We start from the raw sequence: 17,161 nt of genomic DNA, 5'->3' as shown, positions 1-17,161 counted from the left end.
TCACCTCTTCCGTTTATTGTCCTAGCGAAGCTTTCAATACTGAACCTGCTATTTGTGCAGCAACTCCACCACCTGCTCCTCCATTTTCTACAATTACTGCTATTGCATACTTTGGATTATCTACAGGCGCAAACCCGATAAACCATGAATGTGGGTCTGCATTTGCATCACTTGTTTCCGCTGTTCCTGTTTTACCAGCAGCATTTAAACCCTTGAAAACACCCCAGTCTCTATTAATTCTTCCATCTACTAGGCTCTTCATATAATCTTTTATAATTGCATCGTCCCCACTTGATATAGGATTTGCAATTTGTTTACTCTGAATTTCTCTCACTGTTTTTCCATTCTTATCTACAACTTTATTTACTAATTTAGGTTCCATCATAATCCCATTATTTGCAACAGCTGAAACGACTAAAGCCATTTGAAGCGGAGATGCTAAAATTGAACTTTGCCCTATACCAGTTTGTGCTATGCTTCCTTTTTCACTAGAATTCAATGTTGGAAAAGCACTTTTATTAAATGCAATTCCATCTGAAGGCAATGATTTATTAAATCCAAAATCCTCAGCAGTTTTCTTAAGCTTATCATTTCCTAATTCCATAGCTAGTGTTCCAAATACTACGTTTGATGAATACGCTAAAGCTGTTTTTAATGAAAGTGAACCATAAACATTATGGTTTAAGTTCCAAAGCTTGCTTCCATCTGGGAAATCTATTTTCCCATTATCTTGGAATGTTCTACTTGTAACTCCTGGTATGTTCTCCAGTGCTGATGTTAAAGTTACTATCTTAAATGTGGAACCTGGCGCATACATTCCTGAAACTGCTCTGTTTATTAGTGGGAAACCTGAACTAGCTCCCGAATTTGCAGTTTGCATTGCTTTATCTAGATTATTAGGATCAAAAGCAGGATTAGAAACTGATGCAACTATTTCCCCTGTTTTTGGATCTAGTACAACAACTGCTCCTTTACGATTTCCTAATGCTTGCCATGCTGTCGTTTGAATATTTGTATCTAAACTAGTAACTAGCGAATTTCCTATTGCCTCTTCACCTTGACTAGTTCGATTGTTAAATACTTCCTTAATGTTTAGTTTATTTAATACACTATTAATTGACGCTGATATTTTATCGTAACTTCTTAAATCTTTGTCATATAAATATTCTAACCCGCTTAACCCATATTTCTCGTTTGAATATCCTAAAACATGTGAATATAAAGATCCATATACATACTTTCTTTCTTGAGTTAATGTTCCGGTCTTCTTACTTTCAGTAAGAGCTGTCATATTTCTATCATAAATGGTCCCTCTTAGAACCTTATTTCTTTCCGCCCATAATCTCTGATTTTCAGGTTTCTCAGCTATTGCAGGTGCCTTAAATGCCTGAAAGTATGCAATATATGTTATTAAGGCTAAAAGTAAGAAAGCGAACACTATCATTACTTTTTTTATACTTGCTTGTGTATCCTTCATCCTTTAACCCTCCTCTGATATTTTCTGAAGCATTCCTAATGCCAAGAAAATTGTAAGCATTGAACTTCCTCCAGCACTTATAAGCGGAAGGGTTATTCCTGTAAGGGGAATAACTGCGAATACTCCTCCAATTATAACTAATACTTGGGATGCTATCATTGCGGAAAATCCTACTGCTGCTAGTTGAGAGAATCTATCTTCTACTTTAATAGCCGCTCTCATTCCTCTATAAAATAATAAGAAATATATTATTAATATTCCTATACCAAAAACCATTCCAAATTCTTCACAAATAATTGCAAAAATGTAGTCAGAAGTATTTACTGGAACAAATGATGGATAGCCTTGTCCAAGCCCTGTACCAAACATTCCGCCTGAAGAAATAGAAAATAGCCCTTGAACTATTTGATAACTTTCATCATTGGCGTATTGCCATATATTCTGCCATATAATAACTCTTTCTCTTACATGCCCAAACAAATAATATGATGCTACTGCTCCTGCTGCAAATAGTACTAGACATATTAACACATACTTAACTTTTGATGATGCTACATAAAGCATCGTTACTGTGATTCCAAAAAACAAGAGTGCAGAACCTAAATCTCTTTGAAGCACCATACAGCCAATAGATGCCATACTAACAAGTGCCGGCTCTATTAATTGTTTGGCATCTCCTATTAAGTTTTTCTTATCTACATAATCCTTTAGAGATGCTCCTAAGTATAGAATTAAGAAGATCTTTCCAATCTCTGATGGCTGTATACTTATTGGTCCAATTATTACCCAGTTCTTTGCCCCATACTGTACCTTTCCTATTAATAAAGCCATAGGCATAAAAACTGCTACTGCACCCAAATAATAGTACTTATATTTATAAAAGCGCTTAAAGTCAGGTAATAAAACTGTGATTAATACAAAAGAAGTTATACCCAATACAAACCATATAACTTGTTTTATAGCTGTTTCAGTATTCAGCCTATATAGTACAGCTATACCAATTACTGATAATATCACTGAGAATATCAATAAAAACTTATCTCCATCTGGGAAAAACTTTCTTACAACAAAATGTGCATATGCTATAAGTAATAATACTATTCCTCCCATAATAAGTGCCCCTATATCAATAGGATCTTTTAATAGTGCCAAATCACCAAAAAGAGCTATTGTCAAAAAGTATGTCATAAATAGTAATTTTCTTTCATCTCTTACTGTATTCATTTACTCACCTCAATTAAATAACCCTGAAAACTACAGATCCTATTTTTAATTCATCATTTACATTTAGCTTTGCTCTGCCATCAATCCTTGAATCATTTAAGAAAGTACCATTTGTACTTCCCAAATCCTCTACATAAAAATTATTATTTCTTACAAATAACTTTGCATGATATCCTGATACAAATGAATCTGTCAAAACTATTGAATTATCGTCTCTTCTACCTATAGAAACTGTGTCTCTAATATGAATAAGAGTCCCTTGCTTTAAATTTGGATTATCTCCTGATGACTCTACTTCTATTCCATAAGATTTTTGTCCTTTTTTTGAAGTACCTCGTCTTTTATTTCCACCTCTTATATCTTTATTCATAATTTTCAATGCGTAATAAATAATAATATATAATATTATAATAAATAAAATTGCGAAGGCCCCCGCTATCAGTTTTTGAAAATTCATGTACTCACCCCTATTTAATTACTTCAATGTTATATAATGAGAAACTTAAAAATTATTATATAATCTATTAATATTTCTTAATTATTGATTTTAAAACATTTTTATGATTATATTTATGATTATACACTAAAAATTGCCCTAACATTGTAGAATGAATGATTTATTTATTAAATTAATCTAAAGAAAATAAGGATATCCTAATTATTTCGGTATATTACATATAAATAGGATACCCTTATTGATGTATTTCATTAAAATTCTATATTCTTAAATAATAAATCTTTCATTACTTATAGATACTTTTTCAAATACTTACCAGTGTAAGACTCTTCCACCTTCACTATTTGTTCTGGCGTACCTGTTGCAATTATTGTACCTCCGCCATCTCCGCCTTCTGGTCCTAAGTCTATAATGTAATCTGCACACTTAATCATATCAAGATTATGTTCAATTACAACCACAGAATTTCCTGCCTCAACTAATCTTTGAAGTATCTCCACTAGCTTACTAACATCATCTATGTGTAATCCTGTTGTAGGCTCATCAAGAATATAAAGAGTTTTTCCTGTACTTCTCTTTGAAAGCTCGTAAGCAAGTTTAATTCTTTGTGCTTCTCCTCCAGAAAGTTGCGTAGAAGGCTGCCCTAATCTGATATACCCTAATCCTACATCATGTAAAGTTTGAAGTTTGTTTTTTATTCTAGGTAAATTTTCGAAATACTTTAATGCTTCTTCTACAGTCATATTTAAAACATCATCTATATTTTTGCCCTTATATTTTACCTCTAAAGTTTCTCTATTATATCTTTTCCCTTTACATACTTCACATGGAACATATACATCTGAAAGGAATTGCATCTCTATCTTTATTATTCCATCACCGGAACAAGCTTCACATCTTCCACCTTTAACATTAAAGGAGAATCTACCTGCCTTATATCCCTTCATTTTTGATTCCGTTGTTTGTGCAAATAGCTCACGGATTATATCAAAAACTCCTGTGTAAGTAGCTGGGTTTGAACGTGGAGTTCTACCTATAGGACTTTGATCTATATCAATAATCTTATCAATTGCTTCATGTCCAAGTATTTCTTTATGCTCTCCAGGTACTATGTTAGATCTATTAATTGTCTTATATAAACCTTTGTATAAAATTTCATTAACTAATGTACTTTTCCCTGAACCTGATACCCCTGTAACCATAGTTAATGCACCAAGTGGGAATTTGGCATTAACATTCTTAAGATTATTTTCTTTTGCTCCCTTAACAGTTATAAAATTACCATTACCTTTTCTTCTTTCTTTTGGAACCTCAATCTTCTTTTCACCTCTAAGATATTGTCCAGTAATTGATTCTTTTGAAGTCTCAATTACACTAAGAGGTCCTGCTGCAACTATATTTCCTCCATGTTCTCCTGCTCCTGGACCTATATCCACTATAAAATCTGCTTCTTTAATAGTATCTTCATCATGCTCTACAACTATTACTGTATTTCCAACATCTCTTAAATTCTTTAAGGTTGAGATTAATTTATCATTATCTCTTTGATGAAGTCCTATACTTGGTTCATCTAGAATATATAAAACTCCCATTAAATAAGATCCAATCTGAGTAGCAAGTCTTATTCTCTGTGCTTCTCCCCCCGATAGGGTTCCTGAATTTCTAGCTAGATCTAGATAATCTAAGCCAACATCTTTAAGGAATTGTAATCTACTTTTGATTTCCTTAAGAATTTGTGCAGAAATAACCTTATTCTTTTCTGATAATTCTATTGAGTCAATATACACTAACTCATCTTTAACTGATAACTTTGTAAATTCATTTATATTTTTATCTCCAACAGTAACTGCTAATGCTTCTGGCTTAAGTCTTGCCCCTTTACATTTAGGACAATGATTATTGCTCATATATTTTTCTATTTCGCCTTTTATTAAGTCAGAGTTTGTTTCCATATACCTTCTCTTTAAAGAAGTTATTTCACCATCAAAACTATGAGAATATATTCCTTTAACTCCATCCTTAACATATTCCACTTTTAATCTTTCGCCTTTTGTTCCATAAAGCAGAAGGTCGACAATATTCTTAGGCAAATCCTTTATTGGAGTATTAAGACTAAAATCATATTTTTCACTTAATGCTTTTAAAACTGCAAAAGTCCAAGCATCCTCTTTTAATCTTCCTTCTCCCCAAGATGCTATAGCTCCCTGCATTATTGATAATGACTTATCTGGAATAACTAAGTTCTCATCTATCTCTAATAATGTTCCTAACCCATCACAATAATCACATTTTCCAAAAGGAGTATTAAATGAAAATAATCTTGGCTCTAATTCATCTATACTTATTCCACAATCTGGACAAACGAATTTCTCAGAGAATAATATATCTTCTCCACCCACCATATTTATAAGAACAAGACCATCTCCTAGTTTAAGTGCCATTTCCAAAGAATCAGTTAATCTTCTCTCAATGTCATCTTTTATAACTAGTCTATCAACTACAGCCTCAATGCTATGCTTTATATTCTTCTCAAGCTTTACTTCTTCTTCTGTTAAGTCATAAATGTTACCATCTATTCTTGCTCTAACAAATCCATTCTTTTTAATGAGTTCTAATACTTTCTCGTGAGTTCCTTTTCTTCCTCTAACTAAAGGAGCTAATACTTGAATTTTAGTTTTTTCTCCTAATGCTATTACCCTATCAACTATCTGATCTACTGTTTGCTGAGATATTTCCTTACCACATTTAGGACAATGAGGTACTCCAACTCTAGCATATAGCAGTCTTAAATAGTCATAAATCTCTGTAACTGTTCCTACAGTTGATCTAGGATTCTTGGAGGTAGTTTTCTGATCTATAGAAATTGCTGGTGATAACCCTTCAATATATTCTACATCCGGTTTATTCATTTGGCCTAAAAATTGCCTTGCATATGCAGATAATGATTCTACATATCTTCTTTGTCCCTCCGCATAAAGAGTATCAAAGGCTAAAGATGACTTTCCAGAACCTGAAAGCCCAGTAAAAACAACTAATTTATCTCTAGGTATCTCTAAATTTACATTCTTTAAGTTATGTACCTTTGCTCCTTTTATAATTATCTTGTCTTTCATTTTTTCCTCCTGAAATATATCTATCTTTTTGTATTCTTGCCTAAAGTCATTATGTAATTCAATTCATCTGAATATGAACACCTGTTCGTATAATTAATATTTTATATGTTTAAAACTTATTAGTCAACAATTATAAAAAAATAAAAAACACATCCACTTATATGATTAGTCATAAAAACGAATGCATTTTTTATAGTTAAGCTTCTATTAATTTAAATCTTACTCGCCCTTTTATAAAGTTAATAAGATTTTTATCCTCATTTATTATTTTTCCTAGGACATTTACATTTTCATTGGCACTTAAATCATCTTTAGTTATCTGCAGTTCTCCCATATACCTTTTATAACCTTCATTATCTATTGTTATACTTCCTTTATATCTTTCAATAGTATTTTCTTTTTTTATTATTGTACTATTGCTTCCTGCATAACCTCTAGACTCTTCTGCCCTAATTACATCTCTTGATTCGTCTCCCCTACTTGTATAAGTTTTATTTAGTAATTCCTTATATCTCTCAGCGCCGAATTCTTTCTTATATCTTAGAACGATTATATTGTCTTTAAGATATGCCATTCTTTCTAGGGTTTCTGTACATGCTTCTATATCTCCTATATACACATCATCTACATCATACTCATATAAAAGTTCAACTGCACTATTATATGTACTCTCATATCTATGGCTTTCAAGGGTTGGTAGTCCTAAAAATAGTGGGCCTCTTTTAATCTTATCTCCTACCACGTAAGCTGATACTTTTATTCCAAAACTTTTAATCATTTTATTCTTCTCAATAAAGTACACCTTATCAAGCCCAGTTTCTGGTCTAGGATAAAAGTTATGCCAAGCTTCAATATTATTAAAATTTGCTCCTAATTCTTTTAAATTTACTATCTGCTCTCTTGTTAATGTACTAGCATTCAAGAAAATTCTAATACCTTTAGATATTTCAGCAATTATCTCATCATCATATCCATAATCTATTCTTATTCCGCTTATGCCAATATCATATATGCCTTTAATATCATTAATATCTAATCCCATTCTTTTAAAACTATCTGGTCCGAAATCCCCATATACCTCCATAGAATGCTTCTTTGCATATTCACATAACCGTTTAAATAAATCTGGTTGTTCCTCCTTATTCCCATCCTCTGGTATATGTAGTGAAGTAAAAATTTTATCTATCCCATATTTTGATGCATCTTCAATTCTTCTCATATTATCCTGTTCATTTTCACTTAAATATATAGAAATTCCAAGCATATCCACCCTCCTATTTCTGAAATCTTAACTATAAATTTATAAGGATGAATAGTTAAATTCCATTCATCCTTACATTTTATTAATTAGTCATATAATCTTTCAACCATCTCTTCTTTAAATCCCCAGAAGTAAGTTATTATAAAACCTGCTACATAAGAGATCAAAAGACCTATAAAATATGCTAAATATTTATTTTGTGCAACAAGAGGAATTAATGCTAGTCCAGAAGGTCCAACTGCTATAGCTCCTAGTTTATATATTGCACACCAAGCTCCACCAAATCCTGCACCTATACACGCTGATATAAATGGTCTTCCTAGAGGTAGAGAAACTCCATATATTAATGGTTCTCCAATACCTAAAAATCCAACTGGAAGAGCACTTGCTATTCTATTCTTTAATGACTTATCTTTAGTTTTTACATAGATAGCTATAGCTGTACCAACTTGACCAGCACCTGCCATTGCTAATACTGGAAGTAATGTTGTAAATCCATCTTTTTCAATAAGTTGTAAATGAACTGGAGTTAATCCTTGATGTAGTCCAACAGTTACAAGTGGTAAGAAAGTTGCACTTAAAATATATCCTCCAAGAGCACCTAATTTATATAAGCAGAAATCTACAAGGAACCAAGTAATAGCATTCATAATAAATCCTGATAAAGGCATAATAATTGCGATTGTTATAAATGACCCTACTAATATAGTAACTAAAGGTGTTATCATCAAATCTAGTGAATCTGGTATATACTTTCTTAAGTACTTTTCTATTACACTAAATATATAAGCTGCAAGAATAACTCCTAATACTCCGCCTAAACCTGTAGCAATTTGTAAGTTGAATCCGAATATACTAAAGGTTTTTAATTGAGTTAATGCAGGTGAATATATAAGTAGACCAGCAATTCCTCCAATTACACCAGTTCCACCAAATTCTTTAGCTGCATTTATACCAGTAAATACTCCTAAAGCTCCAAATAATAGTCCTCCAATAGTTTTTAATAATATAAACCAAGATGCATTAATAACACCTTTGTCTATTACTCCTGCTGTAGCCATATTTGCTATAACATTTGAAATACCTAAAATTAATCCTGATGAAACGAATCCTGGAATTAATGGAACAAATATATTTCCTACTATTTTTAATATTTCATGCACCTTTGTATTTTGCTTTTTCTTATATTTTTCTTTAGTTTCCTTGGCAAGGTTTTCATTTAATGCAGCATGTTCCACATCAGATGATTCCTCCACTGTGCCACCTTTCATTTCAACCAGTTTTCCAAATTCATCAGCTACCTTTTTAACTTTTCCTGGGCCGATTACAACTTGAACAGTTTCATTTTGTATAACTCCAAGAACACCATCAATTTTTTTCAACCCATCAAAATCCACCTTTTCAAGGTTCTTAACTTTAATTCTTAATCTGGTCATACAATTTGCATAACTATCTACATTCCCACTTCCGTTTATTTTCTTTAGAATCTCCATTGCAAGTTCTAAATTTGTCATTTTTTACACTCCCCTCTTTAATTGTTTTTGAAGTTTTTGAATATAAATCTTGCTTATATTCAAAAACCTTTTTTTAATTTAATGATTCTACTGCTTTAGCTATGTAGCCTGAATTTAGTAATAATAGCTCTTCTGCTTTTTCTTTTTCTAAGTTCGAAATAATCATCATGATTGAAAGTTTAACATTATAGTTAGTCTCTTGAAGTATTTCTTCCGCCTTTTCTCTACCAACTTCAGTAGCTTGCATTACTATTCTTTTAGCACGTTCTACTAGCTTTTCATTAGATGGGTTTACATCAACCATAAGATTTCCATAAACTTTTCCCATCTTAATCATTACTCCTGTTGATATCATATTTAATACTAGTTTTTGGGCTGTACCAGCCTTCATTCTAGTTGACCCAGTTACAACTTCTGGACCTACCACTGGTGCTATTGAAACATCAGATATCTTTGCCATTGGTGAATTAGGATTGCAAGAAATCGAAATAGTGCTAGCACCTATGCTTCCTGCATATTCTAATCCTCCAATTACATATGGAGTTCTCCCCGATGCGGCAATTCCTACTAAAACATCTTTATCTGTAAGTTCAACATCTCTTAAATCCTTTACACAAAGTTCCTTAGAATCTTCTGCTCCCTCTTTAGCCTTAAACATTGCATCTCTTCCACCTGCAATTAGTGCTAATATTACGCCATCACCGACTCCATAGGTTGGTAAACATTCTGAAGCATCTAAAACGCCTAAACGTCCTGAAGTTCCTGCACCACAGTAAATAAAACGTCCGCCTTCCTTAACCTTACTCGAAATTAAATCAACTGCATCTGAAATTTTATTTAATTCCTTTTCAACTGCTAATGGGACTGTTTTGTCTTCATCGTTAATTAATTTAAGCATTTCTAATGTTGTTACTGAATCTATTTTCTTAGTATTTTCATTTCTTTTTTCTGTTACAAGTATTTCTAAGTTAATATCACTCATTTTTTTCACCCCCGTTTACTGTTTACATTTATAATTATATACTATTGAAATATTATTTCAAGTATTTTTGTTTATTTTTGAAATTTTATTTTATATTATGTAAAAAAGAAAGCACCTTCAGTTTAATTTCTGAAGATGCTTTTGAAATATTATTTCAATTTTTCAACTGCTTTTCGAGTTTCTAGCAGACTATTTTCAACTTTGTCTAGATTATCAATTGCGACCCCTAAAAATAATGTATCTGTTATTATAAGCTGGGCCACCCTCGAAGATATTGCACCAAAACGAATTTGTTTTTCAGCATTAGGTACCTTTAATGATATATCACTCATACTAGAAAGAGGATTTTTATTGCAGCTAGTAATTGCTATAACTCTTGCTCCTTTTTCAATAGCTATGGATATACTTTCGTTTACTTCCTTTGTTTTTCCTCCATAAGATATTCCAATAGCAACATCTTTCTCTGTAATATGAACTGATGATGCTAATTGCAAATGACTATCCATAAAATAAACCACTCTTTTATTTATTCTTGCAAGCTTATACATAAAGTCCATAGCTACTAATGAAGATGCTCCTACTCCAAATAGATACACATTTTCAGCTTTACGTATAATATCTATAGCCTCTTCTAAATCCTTGAAATTTATCAATCCTTGGGTTTCCTTTATTGATGTAACAGCTTTATTAACTAATTTATCAGTGATATCTATAATTGAATCCTCTGAAGATATAATGGCATCAAAATTATCATCATAGTTATTAGTAATTGTTTTAGCAATTTCTATTTTAAGCTCTCCAAAGCCACCAAAACCAAGTTTTCTAGAAAACCTTACTACAGAGGCCGCAGATGTTTCTGTTCTTTCGGCTAATTGCTGCGCTGAGAAGTTAATTACTTCTTCAGGGTTCTGTAATATATAATCACTTATTTTCTGTTCTGCCTGAGTAAACTCTGTTGCATACTGCTTTATACGTACATAAAATCCCATAATCTCCTCCTGGAATTTATAAATTATTGTTATTTGAAAAAAGTTTAATATTTAACTCATTTTAACATACCATTGCCTTTTTTGTATATTTCTGATTTCTTTATTTAATACTATTTTTAAAGGTCTTTATATTTCTTATTCTATTTTCATATTCTCTTCACATAAAATTCATATCTTTAAACTATTATGTTCTTGTCGATTATTAGCATGATAATTTTTTCAGATTTTAATTTTATCTACTATAACTTTTGACATAGAAATGAAACAAATAACGATTATACTTTTTTGTAGATATAATACAGGAGGATATTTTATGAATAAGAGAATTGAGTATTTAGACATTGCAAAAGGAATATTAATAATTACAGTAATTTTATCTCATAGCCCTTTCGAGTATGCCCAATATATGTATTGGTTTCACATGCCTGCATTCTTTATAATTAGCGGATTACTTTATAGGGATGGAATTAACTTCAAAACTCAATTTCTGAAATTTTATATACCATATCTTTGCTTTTCAGCTATTGATATAGTCTTTGATTTTTTAATTTCTCCTGATATGGCTTCATTTAGTAACTTTATTCAATCTTTTAATAATCATATATATAGCGGTAAAGCTGCCTGGGGAGTTTTTTGGTTTATACCTGTTCTATTAATAAGTAAGTTTATATTTTCAAAATTAAAAACCCATTTTAAAACACCCTATGTTATAGCAATAATTTCTATTGGATACATAGCTGCTCATATATATTCAATAAAAGTTATTCCAAATGAAATAACAGATATAACTGAGAAGTACTGGTACCCCCTAGACATGGATGTAGTTCCTATTGCATTAGCGTATTACGCCATAGGTTTTTATTCTAAGAATATCCTACAATACTTAGTTACAAAATCCTCAATGATTATTAGCGGAATCATGTGTTTCATATTATTTCACATAAATTCTACTCAAAATATTTATTATTATATGAATATTAAGGATTCTTATTTTAAATCTATCCAATGGGATTTAATATATCCTTTATGCTTCACAATATTTATACTAGCATTTAGTAATAATTTATATAATGGTCGACTAAAAAGATTCCTTAATTACTGTGGCAAAAACTCATTAATTATAATGTATCTACATCGTCCAGTTGGTAATTTACTTTTGGATAAAATTCCTTCTTTAGGCTGGGTAAGTTTCACTGTTGCTGGTTTAGGATTCGCATTGTTATTTACTTATGTAGTTGATAAATATAGTGCAACAAAAACCTTATTTAAAGGAGTTTTACCTGAAGGAGGATTACATTTATCATTAAGTAACTCTCATTCTTAAAATACATTAATTAAAATAGTTAGCATATAAAAAATGGAAGGTAATCCTTCCATTTTTATCTATTTTGACTCTAATTTTTTTATCATATCTCTTAGTTCCGCTGCTCTTTCAAATTGAAGATTCTTAGCTGCTTCTGCCATTTCAGCTTTATATTTTTTAATAAGTTTCTTTGGATCTTCTATTCTTTCCTCTAAAGATAATGCTGCTATGCTATAAGTTTCTTGTTCCTCTGCACTCTTAGTTGCTTCAATAACATCTCTAACATCTTTAATAATAGTTTGAGGAGTAATTCCATGTTCTTCATTGTACTTCATTTGAATTTCTCTTCTTCTATTGGTTTCTTTTAATGCCTTATCCATAGAATTTGTTATTCTATCTGCATACATAATAACCTTTGATTCAGAATTTCTTGCAGCTCTTCCTATGGTTTGTATTAATGAAGTTTCTGAACGAAGAAATCCTTCTTTATCAGCATCTAATATTGCCACTAAGGCAACTTCAGGTATATCTAACCCTTCTCTTAATAAATTAATACCTACGAGAACATCCACTTCTCCTAGTCTTAAACTTCTTATGATTTTCATTCTTTCAATCGTTTCTATATCAGAATGCATATAAGTAGTTTTAACTCCTAAATCCTTCATATACTTAGTTAAGTCTTCAGCCATCCTCTTTGTTAGTGTTGTTACTAGAACTCTAAAGCCTTTACTTATAGTTTCATTAATTTGAGCATAAAGATCATCTATTTGTCCTTCTACAGGTCTTACTTCAACTACAGGATCTAATAATCCAGTAGGTCTTATTATTTGTTCTGCTATATTAGTTGAATGATCAATTTCATAAGCAGCAGGAGTTGCCGATACAAATACAACCTGATTTATTTTTTCTTCGAACTCTTCAAATTTTAATGGTCTGTTATCATAAGCACAAGGCAATCTAAACCCATACTCTATCAAGGATTCTTTTCTACTTCTATCCCCTGCATACATTGCTCTTACTTGAGGAAGTGTTACATGTGACTCATCTATGAATAATAAATAATCCTCTGGGAAATAATCTATTAATGTTTTAGGTGAAGTTCCGGGTGCTCTTCCATCCAAAATTCTAGAGTAGTTTTCTATTCCTGTACAATATCCCATTTCCCTTATCATTTCTATATCAAAATTTGTTCTCTGCTTTAACCTTTGGGCTTCAAGTAACTTTCCTTCTGCATTAAGTACTTTTAATCTTTCCTCTAATTCCTGTTCTATAATTCCTAATGCAACTTCTAACTTACTAGATGATGTAGCAAAGTGGGATGCTGGGAATATAGATACATGTTTTCTCTCTCCTAAAATTTTGCCAGTAAGAACATCAAATTCTCTAATTCTATCAATCTCATCACCAAAAAATTCTATTCTTATGCCCTTGTTAGAGGAAGATGCAGGAATAATATCTAATGAATCTCCTCTTACTCTAAAGGTTCCTCTTGCAAAATCTATATCATTTCTTTCATATTGAATCTCTATGAGCTTCCTTATTATTTCATCTCTTTCCTTTTCCATTCCAGTTCTTAATGAAATGGTAAGTGTTTTATATTCCTCTGGATTTCCTAATCCGTATATACATGAAACTGAAGCAACGATTATAACATCTCTTCTCTCAAAGAGTGCTGAAGTCGCAGAGTGACGCAGCTTATCTATTTCATCATTTATTGAAGCATCCTTTTCTATAAAAGTATCAGTTTGTGGGACATATGCTTCAGGCTGATAATAATCATAATAGGATACAAAATATTCAACTATGCTATCTGGGAAAAATTCTTTAAACTCTCCGCAAAGTTGAGCAGCTAATGTCTTATTATGAGCTAATATTAGGGTAGGTCTCTGTACCCTTTCTATTATGTTTGCCATTGTAAAAGTTTTTCCTGAGCCAGTTACTCCAAGAAGTGTCTGTCCCCTATCACCATTATTCAATGCATTAACTATACTATCTATAGCCTCTGGCTGGTCTCCTGTCGGCTTAAATTTTGATTCTATTTTAAACTTTCCCATAACCGCCTCCTGCGAACATTTGTTTGTATACATATATTTTATACTTTTAATTATTGCCAGTCAACTTATAAAATGATGTACTTAAATAAAAAATGTAAGCTTAAAATAATACTAAAGGGTTTTAAGTTCTCCATAAAAAAACCCTATACCACATATTTCAAGCCTACACAAACTACTTTTATTAGTTTTAACTACTCATCATCTTTTTTCTTTTTTATATTTTCTAATATCTCTTGAAAATCATTATTTAACTTAACCACTTGTTCTTCTTTTACCATCTTTGGAACTAAAACTACTCCTATTCTCCTATTTTCATCAGGCGTAATTGTAAAGTCTTGAAAAGTTCCATTCAGTTTCTTTATTTTTAATTTTATATCCATATAACTTTCCCTTACTATTTTGTAAATATCAAGTTCACTTTGGATATATTCTTCATTAACTTTTATAATTTTATCTCCGCTTCTTATTCCTAGCTTAGAAGCTTGAGAACTAGGCGAAACTTCAAGAATACATATACCTTGATCATCACTTATGTACATAGGCGCTGATTTTGCTTCCATAATATTCGAAAGTCTTATCATAGCTTCATGTGCTAACGGAGCAAAAATAACCACAATAATCTCTCCAATTAGACCTACCCTGCAAAGCTGAGATACTAATACTAGAATCATTCCATAACATAAAATTAATATTCCTGACATCACTGCTTTTTTTCGTTTGCTTTTAGTGAAAGTAATAGACGAATATCCTATCATCCCATAAAAAGGGAATAACCCTACTACTGCTTTCTTCAAAAACTCTAGAGTAGAATTATGATTTAAAAGCGGCCACCAATTGGGCGTATTAATAGATTCAGTACCAAACTGAGATGTCGAACTAGTAATAATCATAAAAATAGCTATAGGTAAAGCCCAATATCTATTTAGTGCAAATCCACCAAATATTTTCCCACTTTTATTAGTAAACACTGGGATAGCACCTCTGCTACCATCAAACATAACGAGTAATCCTTCAACAATGTGAAGTATACCCACAAAAATCATAAGATTAATTATACTTATATTTATCGGAGCTTTATCTCCATATATTTGATAAAGTATAATACTAATTATTCCTAATATTGAACCGCTATATGAAAAGCATACAAATTTTGGTCTATAAATCATCAGTAAGATAGATAGTAAAAATACCCATTCAATTCCTGATTTTTCACCAAATAATACTCCTGAATAGCTTAATATTAAACTGCCAATAGCTCCTGCAAAAATTCCAAGTACAATCTGAGACAATGTAAGTTCTAGGGGAGAGTTAATACTCTCCCCTATTATCATTTTTTGCATCAATGATACTTTTCTATTTTTAAAATAAAACATTACCCCGAGTAATATGAGCACAAAAAACATATACGGCCCAAATATTGCATAAGCTACAGATCTCAATGTATACATAGTTAGATCCATAGTCTTCAATCCTCCTATTTAAGTTTTTCTCTAATTACATCCAAAGCTTTTTCAAACTGAGGATCTTTGCTTCTATTATATGGGCTTGTTTGCAACTCACTTGGATATTCCACTTGAATATCTGGCATGATACCTGTCTTATGAATATTGTTTCCATTAGGAGTATACCATTTAGATATTGTTACTTTTAATAGAGTACCATCATTCAATTCTATTGGACTCTGTACAACACCTTTGCCAAAAGTTTTAGTACCAACTAAAGTTGCTGCCTTATAATCTTTAAGTGCACCTGATACTATTTCAGCTGCTGAAGCCGTTCCTTCGTCTGTAAGTACAACTAAAGGAGTATTAATAAAATTACCACCCTTAGATACAGATTTTTCTTCATTATTATATTTATCCTTAGTAGATACTATTACTTTGCTCTTATCAATAAATTGTGAAACTACATTAACTGCTGTATTTAAGTATCCACCTGGATTGCCTCTAAGATCTAGTATTATCCCTTTCATCCCCTTAGACTTCAAGGAATTTAAGGTGTCAATAAATTCTTGATCCGTATGTTCATCAAAAGAGGATATAGATACTAATGCAATTCCATTTTCAATTATTTCACCTTTAACAGATTTCACTGAAATAGTATCTCTAGTTATTGTTAAGTCAAAGGTTCCCTTACCCTCTCTACTTAAGGTAAGTTTAACTTTAGTCCCCTTTTCTCCTCTTATCATTGCCTTAGCTTTATCATATTCTTTTGCCGTAACATCCTTGTCATCAACTTTAAGAATTATATCACCTTTCATAACTCCGGCCTTCTCGGCAGGCGAACCCTCAATTGGAGCAACAATAACAAGTTTATCATCTTTTATATCTAATTCTATTCCAACGCCAGAAATATTCCCTTGCATGCTTCCCATAAAGTCACTTGCTTCCTTTTTAGTCATATATACTGTATATGGGTCCTCTAGTGCTGCTGTCATACCTTTAATAGCTCCGTCAAGAAGCTTATTATCATCAATTTGTCCATCGTATTTTTTATATAACTCATCTCTAATGGCAAAAAGTTTCTTATATTTGTCTATATCATTTATATTCTGAAAATCTTTAGCTAAACTCCCGCCTACTCCTGGAAGTGATATACCTCTAAATGCCATCTTATTTCCTAAGAATAAAGATAATACATTACTTCCAATAAATAGAACTATAAGTAAAGCAATAGCAGTGATCTTAAAAGTCTTAGAACTTCTTCTTTCATTATTATGATTATCTTCCATCTTGTGCCTCCATTCATAACCCTAATTTAAATTATACCCAGGTTTATATTATATTT

The 17,161-nt window shown here is 31.5% G+C and carries 12 protein-coding genes; 1 reads left to right on the top strand and 11 read right to left on the bottom strand.

Annotation, left to right across the window (positions count from 1 at the left end; translation table 11 throughout):
* Window positions 1-13: 13 nt before the first annotated feature.
* From JK634_RS07050 to JK634_RS07015, 8 genes are all read right to left on the bottom strand, one after another.
* On the bottom strand, window positions 14-1,477 hold the full coding sequence (locus JK634_RS07050) for a peptidoglycan D,D-transpeptidase FtsI family protein (RefSeq protein ID WP_202766936.1): 1,464 nt from the start codon (window positions 1,475-1,477) through the stop codon (window positions 14-16).
* A 3-nt stretch (window positions 1,478-1,480) separates the two neighbouring features.
* Window positions 1,481-2,701: an FtsW/RodA/SpoVE family cell cycle protein gene (locus tag JK634_RS07045; protein WP_202766935.1), complete on the bottom strand. Its 1,221-nt coding sequence runs from the start codon at window positions 2,699-2,701 to the stop codon at window positions 1,481-1,483.
* Window positions 2,702-2,714: 13 nt separating this feature from the next.
* Window positions 2,715-3,158 (bottom strand): FHA domain-containing protein, encoded by a 444-nt coding sequence (locus JK634_RS07040; protein ID WP_202766934.1) that lies wholly within the window; start codon window positions 3,156-3,158, stop codon window positions 2,715-2,717.
* Window positions 3,159-3,448: 290 nt separating this feature from the next.
* Complete coding sequence (uvrA, locus tag JK634_RS07035; protein WP_202766933.1) at window positions 3,449-6,271, bottom strand: excinuclease ABC subunit UvrA; 2,823 nt, start codon at window positions 6,269-6,271, stop codon at window positions 3,449-3,451.
* A gap of 196 nt (window positions 6,272-6,467) precedes the next feature.
* Window positions 6,468-7,535, bottom strand: coding sequence for a DUF871 domain-containing protein (locus tag JK634_RS07030; RefSeq protein ID WP_202766932.1), 1,068 nt, complete (start codon window positions 7,533-7,535; stop codon window positions 6,468-6,470).
* Between the two features lie 83 nt (window positions 7,536-7,618).
* Complete coding sequence (locus JK634_RS07025) at window positions 7,619-9,046, bottom strand: PTS transporter subunit EIIC (RefSeq protein WP_202766931.1); 1,428 nt, start codon at window positions 9,044-9,046, stop codon at window positions 7,619-7,621.
* 73 nt (window positions 9,047-9,119) lie between these two features.
* Window positions 9,120-10,028, bottom strand: a complete 909-nt coding sequence (murQ, locus tag JK634_RS07020; RefSeq protein WP_202766930.1) for an N-acetylmuramic acid 6-phosphate etherase — start codon at window positions 10,026-10,028, stop codon at window positions 9,120-9,122.
* A gap of 149 nt (window positions 10,029-10,177) precedes the next feature.
* Complete coding sequence (locus JK634_RS07015; RefSeq protein ID WP_202766929.1) at window positions 10,178-11,017, bottom strand: MurR/RpiR family transcriptional regulator; 840 nt, start codon at window positions 11,015-11,017, stop codon at window positions 10,178-10,180.
* Window positions 11,018-11,330: 313 nt separating this feature from the next.
* Here JK634_RS07015 and JK634_RS07010 point away from each other — a divergent pair, with 313 nt between their 5' ends.
* Window positions 11,331-12,341 (top strand): acyltransferase family protein, encoded by a 1,011-nt coding sequence (locus JK634_RS07010; RefSeq protein ID WP_202766928.1) that lies wholly within the window; start codon window positions 11,331-11,333, stop codon window positions 12,339-12,341.
* 59 nt (window positions 12,342-12,400) lie between these two features.
* Here JK634_RS07010 and uvrB read toward each other — a convergent pair whose 3' ends face one another.
* The 3 genes from uvrB to JK634_RS06995 all read right to left on the bottom strand — a co-directional run bounded on the left by uvrB (window position 12,401) and on the right by JK634_RS06995 (window position 17,105).
* Complete coding sequence (gene uvrB / locus JK634_RS07005; RefSeq protein ID WP_202766927.1) at window positions 12,401-14,374, bottom strand: excinuclease ABC subunit UvrB; 1,974 nt, start codon at window positions 14,372-14,374, stop codon at window positions 12,401-12,403.
* Window positions 14,375-14,565: 191 nt separating this feature from the next.
* The gene (locus tag JK634_RS07000) at window positions 14,566-15,834 is read right to left on the bottom strand and encodes a PDZ domain-containing protein (RefSeq protein ID WP_202766926.1); all 1,269 of its coding nucleotides are present in this window, start codon (window positions 15,832-15,834) and stop codon (window positions 14,566-14,568) included.
* 14 nt (window positions 15,835-15,848) lie between these two features.
* Entirely contained in the window at window positions 15,849-17,105 is a 1,257-nt protein-coding gene (locus JK634_RS06995; protein ID WP_202766925.1) for a S41 family peptidase, read from the bottom strand.
* Window positions 17,106-17,161 lie beyond the last annotated feature (56 nt).

Origin of the sequence: Clostridium paridis, from assembly GCF_016765615.1 — a bacterium.
GTDB lineage: Bacteria > Bacillota > Clostridia > Clostridiales > Clostridiaceae > Clostridium_T > Clostridium_T paridis.
The sequence above is the reverse complement of the archived record's forward strand: the minus strand, read 5'-3'. Positions and strand labels throughout refer to the sequence as shown.